The organism is Streptomyces lacrimifluminis (genome assembly GCF_014646095.1).
GTDB lineage: Bacteria > Actinomycetota > Actinomycetes > Streptomycetales > Streptomycetaceae > Streptomyces > Streptomyces lacrimifluminis.
In genome coordinates this window covers 45814-62325 of sequence record NZ_BMMU01000018.1, presented here as the reverse complement: position 1 = coordinate 62325, position 16512 = coordinate 45814, and the positions used below count along the sequence as shown (strand labels likewise).

Sequence of the window (16512 nt, the reverse complement as noted above, 5' to 3'; positions counted from 1 at the left end):
CTGGGGGAACAGCGCCGCCCCCGTCCTCAGCAGCGCCGGTCGGGCGGCGCGCCGCCCCCGTCCATCAGCGTGTCCAGCAGCCCGCCCAGCACCGTGCGCTGCTCGTCCGTCAGCGGCGCCAGAATCTCCTCCGCCGCCGCCCTGCGCGCTCCGCGCAGCTCGCTCAGCGCCTTGCGGCCGTCGTCCGTCAGTTCGATCCGGATCACCCGGCGGCTGGCGGGATCGGGCACCCGGCGCACCTTGCCGCTCACCTCCAGTGCGTCCACCAGCGTCGTCACCGCGCGGGGCACCACCTCCAGGCGCTCCGCCAGATCTGCCATCCGTGGCGGGGACCCGTGATGCTGGAGATGGTGCGAGAGGGTACGCAGCAGGCGGGACTGGGCAGGGGTGATGCCGACTCCTCGCTCTTCCAGCTGGTGCTTGTGACTGCGGTGCAGACGGCGGGTCAGACTCAGCAACTGGTCGGCGAGCGGACCGTCGGCGTCAGGGGAACTCATGCGGGAACAATATCAGGATGCAGTTCATTGTGAGTATAGGTAACAATGAGCTATGCTCCGCCAGTCGTCATCGTCAAGTCTCCCGAAGGAGCTCATGAAACCCGACCGTCAACCGGCCTGGACCCCGTCCGCCGACTCGGCGGGCCAGCCGCGCCAGGTCCGCCGCATCCTGAAACTCTTCCGCCCCTACCGAGGCCGGCTCGCCGTCGTCGGCCTGCTGGTGGCCGCGGCGTCCCTCGTCTCCGTCGCGACCCCCTTCCTGCTGAAGGAAACCCTCGACGTCGCGATCCCCGAGGGGCGCACCGGACTGCTCAGCCTGCTCGCCCTCGGCATGATCATCAGCGCCGTCCTCGGTGGCGTCCTCGGTGTGCTCCAGACACTGATCTCCACGACCGTCGGCCAGCGCGTCATGCACGACCTGCGCACCGCCGTCTACGGCCGGCTGCAGAGCATGTCGCTCGCCTTCTTCACCCGCACCCGCACGGGCGAGGTCCAGTCGCGCATCGCCAACGACATCGGCGGTATGCAGGCCACCGTCACCTCCACCGCGACCTCGCTGGTCTCCAACTTCACCAGCGTCGTAGCCACGATCGTCGCGATGGTCGCCCTCGACTGGCGCCTGACCGTGGTCTCGCTGCTCCTGCTGCCGGTGTTCGTCTGGATCAGCCGCCGCGTGGGCAACGAACGCAAGCGGATCACCACCCAGCGCCAGAAGCAGATGGCCGCGATGGCCGCCACGGTCACCGAGTCGCTGTCGGTGAGCGGCATCCTGCTCGGCCGCACGATGGGCCGCTCCGATTCGCTCACGCGGTCCTTCGCGGCGGAGTCCGAAAGCCTGGTCGACCTCGAAGTGCGCTCCAGCATGGCCGGCCGCTGGCGGATGGCCGTCATCGGCATCGTCATGTCGGCCATGCCCGCCGTCATCTACTGGAGCGCGGGCCTCGCCCTCCAGCTCGGCGGCCCGGCCGTCTCGATCGGCACGCTCGTCGCCTTCGTCTCGCTCCAGCAGGGCCTGTTCCGGCCGACCGTCAGTCTGCTGAGCACCGGGGTCCAGCTCCAGGCATCGCTCGCGCTCTTTCAGCGCATCTTCGAGTACCTCGACCTGCCCATCGACATCACCGAGCCGGAGAACCCGGTCCACCTGGACACCGTCAAGGGCGAAGTCCGGCTGGAGGACGTCGAGTTCCGCTACGACGACAAGAGCCGCCCGATCCTCGACGGCGTCGACATCACCGTCCCGGCGGGTGGCAGCCTGGCGATCGTCGGCCCGACCGGCGCCGGCAAGTCCACGCTGGGTCACCTCGTGCCCCGGCTGTACGACGTGACGGGCGGCCGGGTCACCATCGACGGCGTCGACGTCCGCGACCTCGACTTCGACACACTCGCCCGCGCGGTCGGCGTCGTCTCCCAGGAGACGTACCTCTTCCACGCGACGGTCGCCGACAACCTGCGCTTCGCCAAGCCGGACGCCACCGACGAGGAACTGCGGGCGGCGGCGCGGGCGGCTCAGATCCACGACCACATCTCGTCCCTGCCCGACGGGTACGACACGGTCGTCGGTGAGCGCGGACACCGCTTCTCCGGCGGCGAGAAACAGCGCCTCGCCATCGCGCGTACGATCCTGCGCGACCCGCCGGTCCTCATCCTGGACGAGGCGACCAGCGCCCTGGACACCCGCACCGAACACGCCGTCCAGGAGGCCATCGACGCCCTGTCGGCCAACCGCACGACGCTCACCATCGCCCACCGCCTGTCCACCGTCCGGGGCGCCGACCAGATCGTGGTCCTGGACTCCGGGCGTGCGGTCGAACGGGGTACGCACGAGGAACTGCTGCGGCAGGACGGGCGGTACGCGGCCCTCGTGCGCCGGGACGCGCAGCTGGAGCCGACCGGGTGACATGTGCGGTCGGACAAGACGAAAATATGTCGGGTTTGTAAGCTTTTGCGGGTTACCGTGCCCGCATGCAGATGAACACTCCGTCACGGAAAACGATTCGCCTGACGCGCCGTGGCCGGGCCGTCCTCATCGCGACCGGTGCCGTTGTCGCGGCCACCGCCGTGGCGGTGCCGCTGCTGAGCGTCGGCAGCGAAGGGGACCCCCGGCCGACCTCCCTCCTCATCCCGGAGGGCTGGCGCTCCATCCAGGTGTACGAGGCGGTCGACAAGGCCCTCGCCCTGCCGGCCGGAAGCACAAAGAAGTCGCTGGTCAAAGCCCGGCTGAAACTCCCGACCGACGCCGAGGGCAATCCCGAGGGCTATCTCTTCCCGGCGACCTATCCACTGAAGGAGAAGGCCACCCCGGAATCCCTGCTGTCGTTCATGGTCGACACCGCCAACCAGAAGTTCGGCGGTCCGCCGGTCACCGCCGGAGCGCAGCGCAACGCCATGAACGTCTACCAGGCCGTCACCATCGCGAGCATCGTCCAGGCCGAAGCCGCCGGCAAGCAGGACATGGGGAAGGTGGCCAGGGTCGTCTTCAACCGGCTCGAACGCGGGATGCCGCTGCAGATGGACTCGACCATCAACTACGCGCTGAACAGGTCCACGCTCAGGACGACGGTGAACGACACCCGCCTGAACAGCCCGTACAACTCCTACCAGCGCATGGGCCTGCCGCCCACCCCGATCGCGAATCCCGGCGAGGAGGCGATGCGCGCCGCCATCAACCCGACCCCGGGCGACTGGCTGTACTTCGTCACCGTGAAGCCCGGTGACACCCGCTTCACGGCCGACTACGCCGAACACCAGCGCAACGTCGCCGAGTTCAACCAGAACCAGAAGAACCAGAAGAACCGGAAGAGCCCGGGCCAGGTGCAGCAGAGCGGGCAGCCCGCCAAGTGACCTGACGGGCCACGCGGCCCTACGGGACGTCAGACAGTGGCCGGCTCCTGGTCGAGCAGCCGTCCGATGTCCCGTGCGGCCGCCCGCCCGGCCCGGTTGGCGCCGATCGTGCTCGCCGAGGGGCCGTAGCCGACCAGATGGACGCGCGGATCGACGACCGCGCGCGTCCCCTCGACACGGATACCGCCGCCGGGCTCACGCAGTCTGAGCGGTGCCAGATGGTCGATCGCGGCCCGGAACCCGGTCGCCCAGAGAATCACGTCGGCGCCGACGCGCTGTCCGTCGCCCCACTCCACCCCGTCCGGGGTGATCCGGTCGAACATGGGCCGCCGGTCGAGGACGCCGTCGGAGAGTGCCTGCCGGATCGCGTCGTTGAGGGGCAGTCCGGTCACCGACACGACACTCTTCGGCGGCAGCCCCTGACGTACCCGCTCCTCGACGAGGGCGACGGCCTCCCGCCCGAACTCCTCGGTGAAGGGCCCCTCGCGGAAGACCGGCGGACGCCGGGTCACCCACGTGGTCCCGGCGGCGTACGGAGCGATCTCCATCAGATGCTGGGTACCGGACGCGCCCCCGCCCACCACGACCACCCGCTGCCCGGTGAACTCCTCGGGCCCCGGGTACTGCGCGGTGTGCAACTGCCGTCCCCGGAAGGTCTCCTGGCCCGGGTAGCGCGGCCAGAACGGCCTGTCCCAGGTGCCGGTGGCGTTGATCAGCGCCCGCGTGGACCAGTCACCGTCCGAGGTCTCGACGAGCAGTCGGCCGTCTCCGTCGCCCTCGCGCACGGCACGAACCTCCACCGGCCGGCGCACCTTCAGACCGAAGGTGCGCTCGTACGTGTCGAAGTACTCGCCGATGACCTCGGCGGACGGCCGCGCGGGATCGGCGTCCGTCAGCTCCATACCGGGCAGTGCGTGCATCCCGTGCACCTTGCCGTAGGTGAGAGACGGCCAGCGGAACTGCCAGGCGCCGCCGGGCTGCGGGGCGTGATCGAGCACGACGAAGTCGCGCTCCGGCGCGAAGCCGGTGCGCTGCAGGTGATAGGCGCTGGACAGCCCCGCCTGGCCGGCGCCTATGACGACGACATCGACTTCCCGTACGCCCTCGCGTATCCCGGTATCGTTCACGCTTCTACTAACCGGGGGTGGGGCGAGGTTCTTCCCGCGTGGCAGTCGAAGCATGCAGCGCCCGCTCGGGGATCATCCCCTCGCCGAACCAGTACGCCTCCCCAGATGCGGATAAGCGGAGAGCGCGAAGTGCTCGACGCCCAGCGTGGGCACTCCTCGATCCTCCGCCGCTGCCCTGAACGGGCGCGGGAGGTGCCCCCGGGCGACCTCACTGTGGCTGCCGACGAGCACGGTGCCAGCGCCGCCCCGTACGAGACCGACGCCCGCCCACAGGTTCGGACAGCTCTCCAGCTTGTCGCGCGAGCCGCCGTGCAGGGCGACCATCCGTTGCTGTCCCACCGACTCACTCCGGCCGAGCGCCGCCGGCGCCGCCGCGATCGTCTCCGCGTCGAGGTCCTTCAGTCGCGGTACGCCGTCGACCAGGCCTCGGCCGACGAGTCACGCGAGACGGTGTGCAGCCGCACCCCGAACCGGACCGTCCGCCCCCCGCGCTCGGCCGGCGACCGAATCCAGTCGATCTCCTCTTTCACCTGCGCCGGCGGCTCACCCCAGGTCAGATACACATCCGCGTGCCCCGCCACGACCGGCCCCGCGGCGGAGAGGAACCGCCGAAGGAGAGCGGCGGCAACCGGGTCGGGCGGCAGGGCCGTCAGCCCGTCCTCGATCCGGTAGTGCCCACCGTCGAAGTCGTACGGCCGACCGCTCCACGCTTGTCGTACGACGGAGAGGAACTCGTCGGTCCGGGCGTACCGCCGGTCATGGTCGAGGTCGTCGCCGAAGCGGCGTTGCTCGGAGGAGGCGCCACCGGTGAGGGGGCGATCCGCCCGGGTGAGGCGAGGATGTCGGCCGTCAACGCGCCCGTGCTGCTGAGGAGTTGCCAGAGCGCGAGGAGCAGTAGCGGACCCGAGGTGCGGCGCAGCCAGCGGGGGACGCGGGTGCGGCGCGTGGAGCTGGGGACGATGGGTTCGAGCTCGGGGAGGGCGCGCTCGGCGTCTCGGGAGGCGACTTCGGACGCACCGGGACCAGATTTGCCCGATATGTCGGGTTTGATGGATCCGGGTGGGGCGTGGCTGATGCTCATGAGTGCTCCACGAGGAGGAGAGTGACCGGGGAGGGGGTGCCTCGACGCCGCCGCGTCCGGAGGGGATCAGGAGAGATCCGGGACGTGCGGGTGGGGCGGAGCCCAGGCGGGCGTGAAGGGAGGGGGAAGGGCGTCAGCAGCCGCGGCGACACGCGGCGGAGGTCACCCGCAGCAGGTGGATATGACCGCCACGGTCAATGGCGTCTCGCAGAATGGACCTTCCGTATCAAGGAGCGGGAGTCGGGTCGGGGGTGGCTCCCGGGGACCGGGTGATGATGGGGCACATGTCCAATGCCTTCACCACGCGCGTCCTGAACATCGTCTCCGGCACCGAGGAGACGGTCGTCGACCTCACCCACGACTGCGAGAGCTTCCTGAGGGAGGTGGCCGATGGCCGGGACGGACTCCTCAACGTCTTCGTCCCGCACGCCACCGCCGGAATCGCGGTCATCGAAACGGGTGCGGGCAGCGACAGCGACCTCCTAGCCGCGCTGCACACCCTGCTCCCCTCCGACGACCGCTGGCAGCACCGCCACGGCACCCCCGGACACGGCCGCGACCACGTCCTCCCGGCCCTCGTCCCACCGCACGCCACGCTGCCGGTGCTGGGCGGGCGACTGGAGCTCGGGACGTGGCAGTCGGTGTGCCTGGTCGACACCAACATCTCCAATGTCAACCGTCAGGTTCGACTGAGCTTCCTGGGCTGAGCGTGATCGTCCCGGGGGCGGCGGTCGCGGTTGAAGCTCGCCACGTCGTCCCCGGAGCGGCAGCGCGAGGAGGTCCTCACCGCGCGGCCGGCGCCGTTGGCGGACACATCATCGGCTGGGAGGACAACGGCGATCGCCTGCACCCGCATGACACCGGCACGCAGGCGATGGCCGACGCGGTGCGGCTGCGAGACCTCTCCTGCGATCGCGAGGCGCCCTGACCCCGGCGAGCCCGTCCGCGCCCACCTGGACGCGGACGGGCTCGGCCCCCGCCGTCTACAGCGGAGCGGGGGACGAAGCTCCCGTGATCAACAGGCGGGGGCTGCCCGTGCCGTTCGCGGGGACGGTCCACAGGTCGCTGCCGCCGATTTCGCCGTCGGTGGGGAGGGCATAGGCGACGGTGTCGTTGTCGAGCCAGGTGGCCTGGTCGTCGACGCTGTGGCGTTCGGCGAGCGCCGTCTCCTTGAGGGTGCCGAGGTCGAGGACGTACTCGTGCCAGAGGGCCGTGCGGGACAGGACCCGCTTCTTGAAGGCGACACGGGTCCCGTCGGGGGAGAGCGAGGGGCACTCCACGTTCTCGACCAGGGTGGTGACCTTGTGCCCGGAGAGCGAACCGCGAACCAGGTAGGTCTTGTTGGCGGTGTTGAGGGTGGCGTAGAAGGTGTCGTCGTCGGAGGCGAAGGTGACGCCCCAGAAGTTGACGTCCGAGGCGCGGTAGGGCTTGCCGTCCAGGGTGATGGAGAACGTCTCCAGGCTGGGCGTCAGCCGCATGGTACGGGTGTCCAGGATCGACGTCCGGGTGGAGAAGAACGCGGAGGCGTAGGACTCGCCGGAGACGAAGACGGTCCAGGCGACGAAGCGGCCGTCGGGCGAGACCCGGGCCCGGCTGGGGGTGCCCGCGAGCGGGTAGGTGCGCAGGGTGCGGAGGTTGGCGTCCAGGAGCAGGGCACGGTTGCTCTGTTTCAGGACACCGGGGACGGACTGGAGACAGACGCCGGTGCCGGCCGCCGCGTAGAAGCGCGCGCACTTCAGGTCGGAGGCGGTCCGGCCGGCCCCGGGGTCGGTGGACGGAACCGAGGCGACCGCGGTGCGGTGCGGGCCGGCGGCGGCGTTGACGAACGTCAGACGGCTCTTCTGGTCGAGCGTCAGCTTGCCCGTGCTGACGGCGGGGCCGCCCGGCTGCGACCGGTTCGCCCGGTCCGCGCGGTCGGCGGCGTGCAGGACCACGCCGGTTCCCACCCCCGCGAGGATCAGCACGCCGGTGACGAGTATGAACAGGCGGCGGCGCAGCGATGTCATGTGGATCCTCGGGGCTTTGTGGCTGTGGTGGTCATCGGGTTTCGCCGGTCGGCCGCAGCACCATGCCCGCGACGACGGCGCAGCACAGCAGACCGATCGCGGATCCGGCCAGTGCCGGGCCGTCGCCCCACACGGTCCAGGCGGCGCCGAAGGCCAGCGAGCAGCAGAACCGGGCCAGCGCCTGGCTGGTCCCGACGATGGCGAGGCCGCTGGCGCGCAGGTGTTCGGGAACGATGCCGGCGAGGGCGGCCGGGAGCACACCGTCGGTGGCCGCGTAGAACAGGCCGTGCAGCGCGAGGACGAGGAAGGGCAGGGCCGGCGTGGCCGGGGCCCACAACAGGAGGGCGTAGCCGGTGAGCAGGCTGACGTGCCCGGCGAGGAACACCGTGCGCCGCCCGATCTTGTCGGCCAGTGCGCCCAGGGGCACGGCCAGCAGCAGGAACACCGCGGCGGTGCCCAGCGGCAGCAGCGGGAACCACTCGTCGGCGATGCCCGCGCGCCGTTGCAGGAGCAGATAGACGAAGGCGTCGCTGACCGTCGTCAGGCCGAGCAGCGCGGCGCAGACGGCGAGCGCCCGCAGCCGTGGCAGCCGCAGCAGCGCCAGGGCTTCGCGAAAGCGAATAGGCGGTTGGGTGGCCGCCGTACCCGCTTCGTCGGGCTGCGGGAGCTGCCGACGGCCCGGTACGAACAGCACCAGCACGAGCACGCCGAGCACGGCGACGCAGGCGCTCACGCCGAACACGGCGTCGTAGCCGTCCGTCGCGGCCCGCAGGATGAAGAAGGCGGCCAGCGGGCCGAGCATCGCGCCCGTGGTGTCCATCGCCCGGTGCACGCCGAAGGCGCGGCCCTGTCGCTCGGGCGGCGTGGACAGGGAGATCATCGCGTCGCGTGGTGCGGTGCGCAGGCCCTTGCCGGTGCGGTCGAGGGCGAGGACCGTGCCGAGTGCGCCGATGCTGCTCACGAGCAGGAGCAGGGGCTTGCACAGTGCGGACAGGCCGTACCCGAGCCCGGCCATCAGTTTGTGGTTGCGAACACGGTCGGCGAGATGGCCGCCGGTGAGCTGCACGAGTGCGCTGACGCCGTTGTAGACGCCGTCGAGGGTGCCGAAGACCAGGGGGGTGAAACCGAGCGTGGTGACGAGGTAGAGCGGCAGAACGGCGGTGACCATCTCCGAGGAGATGTCGGTTATCAGACTGACCGAGCCCAGCACGAGCACGACGGGGGCGACCTTGCGCCCCGGGCCGCGTCTTCGGCCCTGTTCGCCGTCCGCCTGTGCGGGGGCGGAACGGTCGGTGAGATACATGATCGAGAACTCCAGGTGCGGTGCGATCAGTTCTGCCGGCTGCTCTCGTCCCGTAGCCAGGTACCGAAGTCCTGTGCCCGGATGGCCTTTCTGGATGCCCGCCGGGCGGCGACCGCCGCCGCGACGAAGACTACGACACTCGGGAAGAGCCTCGGATCCCTGCGGACCAGGGCTTTCAGGTCCGCCACGCTGGTGCGCGCCGAGGCTTCCTCCGGTTCCTGGTGCTGCTCCACCTGGGCGGTGGACACCGCGGCCCGGACCCGCCGTTTCATCAAGTCCCGCCAGGTGCGCGGGGGGTGGACCACGACACCGGCGCCGCCGACCACCAGCCGCTCCCCGGGGGCGAACGCCAGGGAGGCGGCGAGGTCGTCCGCCATCAGCGGCGGCAGAGCGGCGATCCGGGCGTGCCCGGCCTTGGAGACCGCGATGACGCCCCGGCCGAACAGCCCTTCGCGCACGGCGGGGAGGCGCTGCCACACCCGGTAGTAGGCGCGCACCCGCCAGCCGCAGCCGGTCAGCGGGATCCGCCGTTCGGGGGCGGTGGCCAGGATGTCCGAGGTGTCGTCGTTCAGGGGCTCGACCAGTGCCCGTACGTCCGCGGCCGTGAGCACGACGTCGGCGTCCACGTAGAGGCGGGGGAAGCCGCGCGCGTGGTCGTCTCCCGCGCGCAGGGCGGCGTGCTTCGAGGGGGTGGGGATCTCGACCACGCGGACGCGCGGTCCGTGGGTGGCCGCGATCCGCGCGGTGTCGTCCGTGCAGCCGTTGCACACGACCACGATGTCGGTCTCGCCGTCGGCGGAGTCGGCCACCAGCGAATCGAGGAGTCGGCCGATGACTCGTGCCTCGTTGTGGGCCGGGATCACGATGCTCGTCACGTGGGCAGTATGCCGTCAGTGTCACTAATGCGATGTGTGTTTCGTTCAACCGTTCCCGTGATTGCGTTTAGTGGTCTAGATTGAGTGCCGCCGGACCGGTTTGGGTGGGGAACGTGTCCTTGACTTGATGTCACGGTGTGGCATTTTGCACGTATATGAACTCGCAGGAAAAGCATGCTGGGGGGCATGAGGCGGTTGGGGAACCGCTGACGCTCCCTCGTCTTTCAGTGTCCCTGTGTGGAGGGCACTTCGATCGGGGGGTAGCCGCGCATGTGGTGGGGGGAGCATGGCCATTGAGGTCACGCATGAGCAACTGGTTGTGGAACGCAGGACTCCGGAAGCTCGCCGAAGGCGTTGGGATCGGAAGTACCGGATCGCCCTGCTGGTCGCGGACGGTTTCGCGGCTCTCGCCGCGGCCTTCCTGATCCACGCGGTGTACGGCCGCTGGGCGGTTGCCCTGGTGCTGCCCCCGATGTGGATCGCGGTCATGGTCGTCCATCGCTCCTACGACCGCACCGCTCTGGGTCTGGGAACCGAGGAGTACCGACGGGTGCTCCGCGGCGCTCTCGTGCTGCCTGCGCTGGCCGCGGGCGCGCACTACGTGTTCGTACACGACGAGGGACTTCTCCATGACATGGTCATGGCTGCGGTGCCGACCGTTGCGATCGCACTGCCGGGCCGCTACGCCCTCCGCCGTCGACTCCACCGAAGATGGGCCCGGGGCCGGGACCGGAGCGCGACGCTCCTGGTCGGGCCCTCACCCGGCATCGTGGAGCTGGTGACCGTACTCCGCCGCGGAGGCGCACAGGAACTGCACGTCGCCGGGGTGTGCCTGAGCGATCCGAAGAACCGGGCGGAGATCCACAAGCTGGGGCTCCCCGTCCTCGGCGGCATCGGCGACATGGACGACGTGGTCCGGGTCATGGGCATCAGCACCGTGGTGGCACTGCCGGTACCCCAGGCCGACGCCTCCGTCCTGCGCCGGATGTCCTGGACGGCGGCCGTGCAGGGCGTCGACTTCCTACTGGCCCCCGTGCTGACCGACGTGTCCGCCTCCCGCCTGGCGGTACGCCCCACCAACGGGGTGCCACTGGTGCGGATACAGGCTCCGAACCTGACCCGGATCTCCCGGCTGCCCAAGGAAGTCCTGGACCGGTCGCTCGCGGCGGTGCTCCTGGCGTTCCTCGCCCTGCCGATGTTGCTGATCGCCCTGATCGTCCGCCTGGACAGTCCGGGGGCGACGCTGTTCAGGCAGCAGCGCGTGGGCCGGTACGGCGACCACTTCACCATGTTCAAGTTCCGCACCATGAGGCCGGACTCGGAGGCGCTCCGGTCGGAACTGGAACACCTCAACGAGAACAGAGACGGTCTGCTGTTCAAGGTGAAGGAGGACCCTCGGATCACCCGGGTCGGCTCGGTGCTGCGCCGCACGTCGCTCGACGAACTGCCGCAGCTGATCAACGTGGTCGGCGGCCACATGTCGCTCGTCGGCCCCCGGCCGCCACTGCCCGAAGAGGTCGAGGAGTACACGCCGGAGGTCAAGCGCCGGCTGCTCGTCAAGCCCGGCCTCACCGGGCTGTGGCAGGTCAGCGGACGTTCCGACCTGCCCTGGGACGAGGCGGTCCGCCTCGACCTCGGATACGTGGACAACTGGTCGATGGGTCTCGACCTGGAGATCCTGGCGCGCACCGGGTCCGCGGTGGTGCGCGGAACGGGGGCCTACTGATGGACCGAAGGAATATGAGGAACCAAGTGACGCAGGGCACGCAGCCGTTGGGGATCGCGGTCGTCGGGGCCGGCTACTGGGGCCCCAACCTCGTACGCAACTTCCAGGCCAGCGAGCAGTTCCGGCTGCGCTGGCTGTGCGACCTCGACGTGGACCGGGCCCAGCGGGTCCTCGGCGGCTACTCGACCGTCCAGGCCACCTCGGACTACGCGGCTGTCCTCGCCGACCCGTCGGTGGACGCCGTCGCCGTGGCCACGCCCGCCGGGACCCACCTCGACATCGCGCTGGCCGCCCTGCGCGCCGGCAAGCACGTCCTCGTGGAGAAGCCGCTCGCGGCGACCTACGCCGACGGGATGCGCCTGGTGACCGAGGCGGAAGAACGCGGGCTCACCCTGATGTGCGACCACACCTACTGTTACACGCCCGCCGTGGGCCGTATCCGGGAACTGGTCCGCTCCGGAGAACTCGGCGACATCCACTTCGTCGACTCCGTCCGGATCAACCTCGGGCTGGTCCAGAAGGACATCGACGTGATGTGGGACCTCGCCCCGCACGACCTGTCGATCCTGGACTTCATCCTCCCCGACAACGTCGAACCGGTCGCCGTCGCCGCCCACGGGGCCGACCCGATCGGCGCGGGACAGGCCTGCGTGGCCTATCTGACGCTCCAGCTCAACACGGGGGCCATCGCCCACGTGCACGTCAACTGGCTGTCGCCGACCAAGGTCCGCACCACCATGGTGGGCGGTGCCAAGCGCACCCTGATCTGGGACGACCTCAACCCCGCCCAGCGCGTGGCGATCTTCGACCGCGGGGTGGATCTGTCCGCGCCCCAGGAGATCGGCGTGGACGAGCGCCGGGACATGCTCGTCTCGTACCGCTCCGGAGACATGGTCGCTCCCGCCATCGGCGAGAAGGAAGCGCTGCGCAGCATGGTCGACGAGTTCGGCGACGCCATCAGGCAGCGCAGAGCGCCGCTGACCGACGGCCGCGCGGGCCTGCGGGTGCTGGACATCCTCGAAGCGGCGTCCCGGAGTCTCGAGTTCAAGGGCGCGGTCGTCGGCCTGCGTGCCGGGCGCTGACGTTTCCATTCACTGAGAAGGCAGGGCAGTTGAGCAGCGTACGAGGCAAGAAGATCCTGGTCACCGGGGGAGCGGGCACCATCGGCTCCAACCTCGTCGACCTCCTGGCCGAGGGCGGCGCCCGCGAGATCGTGGTGCTGGACAACTTCGTGCGCGGGCGGCGGGCCAACCTCGCCAAGGCCATGCCCAGCGGCGTGGTCGAGGTCGTCGAGGGCGACATCCGGGACGCCGCCACCGTACGGAAGGTGACCGAGGGCGCCGACCTGGTGTTCCACCTCGCCGCGATCCGCATCACCCAGTGCGCGCAGGAACCCCGGCTGGCCAACGAGGTCATGGTCGACGGCACCTTCAACGTCCTGGAGGCGGCTGCCGAGGCCGGAGTGGGCAAGGTCATCGCCTCGTCCTCGGCGTCCGTCTACGGCATGGCCGAGACGTTCCCGACGACCGAGCGCCACCACGCGTACAACAACGACACGTTCTACGGTGCGGCGAAGGCCTTCAACGAAGGCATGCTGCGCAGCTTCCACGCCATGTACGGGCTGGACTACGTGGCACTGCGCTACTTCAACGTCTACGGCCCCCGGATGGACATCCACGGCCTCTACACCGAGGTCCTCATCCGCTGGATGGAGCGCATCGAGGCGGGCGAGCCGCCGCTGATCCTCGGCGACGGCACCCAGACCATGGACTTCGTCGACGTCCGGGACATCGCCAGAGCCAATGTGCTGGCCGCCGAGTCGGATCTCACCGACGAGGTGTTCAACGTCGCCAGCGGCACCGAGACCTCGCTGCGCGAACTCGCCGACGGTCTGCTGGAGGCCATGGGCGCCTCCGACCTGGAGCCGGAGCACGGGCCCGCCCGCGCGGTGAACGGCGTGGTCAGGCGGCTCGCGGACACCACCCGGGCCGCCGAGCGGCTCGGCTTCACGGCGCGGATCGACATGCGGACGGGGCTCAGGGACCTGGTGGAGTGGTGGCGTGCCGAGCGCGCCGCCGACGCCGCGGCGGAGGCTGCCAAGTGAGCACCGACCGCATCCCGGTGATGATCCCCTGGCTCGGCGAGGAGGAGGCCAGGGCCGCCTCCGACGCCGTGCTGTCCGGGTGGGTCGCCCAGGGGCCCCGGGTCGCCGCCTTCGAGCGCGCCTTCGCCGAGCGGGTGGGCGCTGAGCACGGCATCGCCGTCAGTTCCTGCACCACCGCCCTGCACCTGGCGCTCGTCGCGCTCGGCCTCGGGCCAGGCGACGAGGTCGTGGTGCCGTCGCTGTCGTTCATCGCCACCGCCAACGCCGTGCGCTACGTCGGGGCCGAGCCCGTGTTCGCCGACGTCGACCCGGCCACCGGCAACCTGACCACGGTCACCGTGGACGCGGTCCGCACCCCCCGTACCAAGGCCGTCCTCGCCGTCCACCAGGGCGGCGTACCGGCCGATGTGCACAGCCTGCGCGCCGCCTGCGCCGACTGGGACCTGCCCCTCGTCGAGGACGCCGCCTGCGCCATCGGCTCGACCGTCGGCGGCAAGCCCGTCGGACAGGGCGCGCTGATCGCCGCCTGGTCCTTCCACCCCCGCAAGCTCGTCACCACCGGCGAGGGCGGCATGATCACCACGGACGACGCCGAGTGGGCGGCACGCCTGCGCCGGCTGCGCGAGCACGGGATGAACGCCTCGGCGGCACAGCGCCATTCGAGCAGCAAGCCGGTCCTGGAGAGCTATCTGGAGGTCGGCTACAACTACCGGATGACGGACGTCCAGGCCGCCATCGGCCTGGTCCAGCTCGGCAAGCTCGACGCGATGATCGCCCGCCGCCGCGAACTGGCGGCCCGCTACGACGCGTTGCTGCGGGACGTCCCCGGACTCACTCCTGTACGCGACCCGGAGCACGGCCAGAGCAACTTCCAGTCCTACTGGGTGCTGCCGGACGAGGACTTCCCCGTCGGCCGGGACGACCTGCTCGCCGCGCTCGCCGAGGCCGGCGTCTCCGCCCGGCGCGGGATCATGGCCTCGCACCTCGAACCCGCCTACGAGGGTCACCCCAGTGTGCCGCTCCCGGTCACCGAGCGGATCAGCCGCGACTCGCTGATCCTGCCGCTGTTCCACACGCTGACCGAGGCCCAGCAGGACCGCGTCGTGGCGGCGCTGCGCGAACAGGCCCGAGGGTGAGCGGACTGCTGATCATCGGCGCGGGCGGCTTCGCCCGGGAGACCGCACAGGCCGTACGGGACGCGGGTGACACCGAGTTGCTCGGGCACCTCGACGACAACACCGCCCTGCACGGCACCGAGGTGGACGGTGTGCCCGTACTCGGCGGGTGCGACCTGGTCCACGACCTGCCCGAGGCGCGGGTCGTGATCTGTGTGGGCAACCCCCGGGACTACGCGGCCCGCGCCCGTCTGGTCCGCAGACTCGGCCTGTCGACGGACCGCTACGCCACCGTGATCCACCCGACGGCGTCGGTGTCGCGGACCTCGGAGGTCGGTCCGGGCTCGGTGCTGCTCGCGCACTGTGTCCTGACCGCCGCCGTGCGGGTGGGCGCGCATGTCGCGGTGATGCCGCAGGCCGTCCTCACCCACGACGACGTGGTCGAGGACTTCGCCACGATCGCCTCGGGCGTCCGGCTTGGCGGGGGAGCGCGGCTGGAGCGGGGCGCCTATGTGGGCTCCGGCGCCCTGGTCAGGGAGGGCACGGTGGTCGGCGCCTGGTCGCAGATCGGGATGGGAAGCGCCGTGCTCGGCGATGTGCCGCCGGGCGAGGTCTGGGTGGGGAGCCCGGCCCGGAGGTTGCGCGAGGCGGCGGCGCCCGCGCTGGACGAACTCGCGACACGAACAACAGTGGGGGGACCGCTGAGATGAACCAGATACCGCTTGTGGACCTGAAAGCCGCCCACGAGGAGGTCGCCGACGAGGTACGGGCCGGATTCGAACGGATCCTGGCCGACACCGCGTTCATCGGCGGCGACGAGGTGAGGGCGTTCGAGCGCGAGTACGCCGACTTCGGCGGCGTCGCGCACTGCGTGGGTGTCGCCAACGGCACCGACGCCGTCGAACTCGCCCTGCGCGCGAGCGGGGTCGGGCCCGGTGACGAGGTCGTCATACCCGCCAACACCTTCATCGCCACCGCGGGCGCGGTGGCCCGGATCGGCGCGCGGCCCGTCCTGGCCGACTGCCTGCCGGACACCTACCTCCTCGACCCGCAGGCCGCGCTGAAAGCGGTCGGCCCGGCCACCCGCGCGGTGGTGCCGGTGCACCTGTACGGGCAACTGGCCGAAGTCACGGATCTGGCCGGCCAACTGCCCGACCACGTACGGGTCGTGGAGGACGCCGCCCAGTGCCAGGGCGCCACCCGCGACGGCCGGTCGCCCGGCAGCGGCGGGATCGCCGCGACCAGCTTCTACCCCGGCAAGAACCTGGGCGCCTACGGCGACGCGGGCGCGGTGCTCACCGACGACGAGGAACTGGCCGGCCTGGTCCGCGCGATCGCCAACCACGGCGGCGTCGCCAAGTACCGCCACGACGTACCCGGGTTCAACAGCCGCCTGGACGGACTGCAGGCCGTCGTCCTGCGGGCGAAGCTGGCCCGGCTGGCGGACGGCAACGCGGCCCGGCGGGCCGCCGCGGCCCGCTACGACACGCTGCTCGCCGACCTGGCGTCCGCCGGGAGGGTCGTGCTCCCGACGACGGACGTCGGCAACGTCCACGTATGGCACCTGTACGTCGTCCAGGTCGCCGGCGTGGACCGCGACGACATCGTGGGCAAGCTCAACGCGGAAGGCATCGGCGCGGGGGTGCACTACCCCGCCCCCGTCCATCTCACCGAGGCATACCGGCATCTCGGCCACGCCCGCGGCGACTTCCCCCACGCCGAGAAGGCGGCGGACCGGATCCTGTCGCTGCCGCTCTTCCCCCAGATAAGCCCCGACCAGCAGCAACGCGTCGTGGACACGCTCACCAAGGCGCTCCAGAGCTGATCGGTTCTCTGT

General features: G+C 70.7%; 14 protein-coding genes and 2 pseudogenes. 9 read left to right on the top strand and 7 right to left on the bottom strand.

Annotated elements, in window-relative coordinates; genetic code table 11:
* Window positions 1-26: 26 nt before the first annotated feature.
* The gene (locus IEY89_RS24920; RefSeq protein ID WP_189149722.1) at window positions 27-497 is read right to left on the bottom strand and encodes a MarR family winged helix-turn-helix transcriptional regulator; all 471 of its coding nucleotides are present in this window, start codon (window positions 495-497) and stop codon (window positions 27-29) included.
* A gap of 94 nt (window positions 498-591) precedes the next feature.
* Between IEY89_RS24920 and IEY89_RS24915 the strand changes: the two genes are divergently transcribed.
* Both IEY89_RS24915 and mltG read left to right on the top strand, forming a co-directional pair.
* Complete coding sequence (locus IEY89_RS24915; protein WP_189149721.1) at window positions 592-2394, top strand: ABC transporter ATP-binding protein; 1803 nt, start codon at window positions 592-594, stop codon at window positions 2392-2394.
* Between the two features lie 65 nt (window positions 2395-2459).
* Entirely contained in the window at window positions 2460-3338 is an 879-nt protein-coding gene (mltG, locus tag IEY89_RS24910) for an endolytic transglycosylase MltG (RefSeq protein ID WP_189149720.1), read from the top strand.
* Between the two features lie 29 nt (window positions 3339-3367).
* Here mltG and IEY89_RS24905 read toward each other — a convergent pair whose 3' ends face one another.
* From IEY89_RS24905 to IEY89_RS24895, 3 genes and pseudogenes are all read right to left on the bottom strand, one after another.
* Window positions 3368-4465: an NAD(P)-binding domain-containing protein gene (locus tag IEY89_RS24905; RefSeq protein WP_189149719.1), complete on the bottom strand. Its 1098-nt coding sequence runs from the start codon at window positions 4463-4465 to the stop codon at window positions 3368-3370.
* Window positions 4466-4472: 7 nt separating this feature from the next.
* Window positions 4473-5340: pseudogene (locus tag IEY89_RS24900) on the bottom strand (LLM class flavin-dependent oxidoreductase); the annotation flags it as partial.
* Window positions 5280-5546, bottom strand: a pseudogene (locus tag IEY89_RS24895) (ABC transporter permease); the annotation flags it as partial. The pseudogenes IEY89_RS24895 and IEY89_RS24900, both read right to left, overlap by 61 nt.
* Window positions 5547-5830: 284 nt before the next feature.
* Here IEY89_RS24895 and IEY89_RS24890 point away from each other — a divergent pair.
* Window positions 5831-6253, top strand: coding sequence for a YjbQ family protein (locus tag IEY89_RS24890; RefSeq protein WP_189149718.1), 423 nt, complete (start codon window positions 5831-5833; stop codon window positions 6251-6253).
* A gap of 276 nt (window positions 6254-6529) precedes the next feature.
* Here IEY89_RS24890 and IEY89_RS24885 read toward each other — a convergent pair whose 3' ends face one another.
* The 3 genes from IEY89_RS24885 to IEY89_RS24875 are packed head-to-tail and all read right to left on the bottom strand — an operon-like array spanning window position 6530 to window position 9730.
* On the bottom strand, window positions 6530-7552 hold the full coding sequence (locus IEY89_RS24885) for a TolB-like translocation protein (protein WP_189149717.1): 1023 nt from the start codon (window positions 7550-7552) through the stop codon (window positions 6530-6532).
* A gap of 31 nt (window positions 7553-7583) precedes the next feature.
* On the bottom strand, window positions 7584-8855 hold the full coding sequence (locus tag IEY89_RS24880) for an MFS transporter (RefSeq protein WP_189149716.1): 1272 nt from the start codon (window positions 8853-8855) through the stop codon (window positions 7584-7586).
* 26 nt (window positions 8856-8881) lie between these two features.
* A complete protein-coding gene (locus tag IEY89_RS24875) occupies window positions 8882-9730 on the bottom strand; it encodes a glycosyltransferase family 2 protein (RefSeq protein ID WP_189149715.1) in 849 nt (282 codons plus the stop codon).
* 286 nt (window positions 9731-10016) lie between these two features.
* Here IEY89_RS24875 and IEY89_RS24870 point away from each other — a divergent pair, with 286 nt between their 5' ends.
* The 6 genes from IEY89_RS24870 to IEY89_RS24845 are packed head-to-tail and all read left to right on the top strand — an operon-like array spanning window position 10017 to window position 16500.
* Window positions 10017-11456, top strand: a complete 1440-nt coding sequence (locus IEY89_RS24870; RefSeq protein ID WP_189149714.1) for a sugar transferase — start codon at window positions 10017-10019, stop codon at window positions 11454-11456.
* Between the two features lie 14 nt (window positions 11457-11470).
* Entirely contained in the window at window positions 11471-12538 is a 1068-nt protein-coding gene (locus tag IEY89_RS24865; protein ID WP_189149713.1) for a Gfo/Idh/MocA family protein, read from the top strand.
* A gap of 29 nt (window positions 12539-12567) precedes the next feature.
* Window positions 12568-13560, top strand: a complete 993-nt coding sequence (locus IEY89_RS24860; RefSeq protein WP_189149712.1) for an NAD-dependent epimerase/dehydratase family protein — start codon at window positions 12568-12570, stop codon at window positions 13558-13560.
* Window positions 13557-14696, top strand: a complete 1140-nt coding sequence (locus IEY89_RS24855) for a DegT/DnrJ/EryC1/StrS family aminotransferase (RefSeq protein WP_229695415.1) — start codon at window positions 13557-13559, stop codon at window positions 14694-14696. Before IEY89_RS24860 ends, IEY89_RS24855 begins: the two co-directional genes overlap by 4 nt.
* Window positions 14693-15385 carry an acetyltransferase gene (locus IEY89_RS24850; protein WP_189149711.1) on the top strand — a complete coding sequence of 231 codons (693 nt, stop codon included), beginning with the start codon at window positions 14693-14695 and terminating at the stop codon, window positions 15383-15385. The genes IEY89_RS24855 and IEY89_RS24850 overlap by 4 nt, the downstream gene beginning before the upstream one ends.
* Entirely contained in the window at window positions 15382-16500 is a 1119-nt protein-coding gene (locus tag IEY89_RS24845; RefSeq protein WP_189149710.1) for a DegT/DnrJ/EryC1/StrS family aminotransferase, read from the top strand. The genes IEY89_RS24850 and IEY89_RS24845 overlap by 4 nt, the downstream gene beginning before the upstream one ends.
* Window positions 16501-16512: the final 12 nt, after the last annotated feature.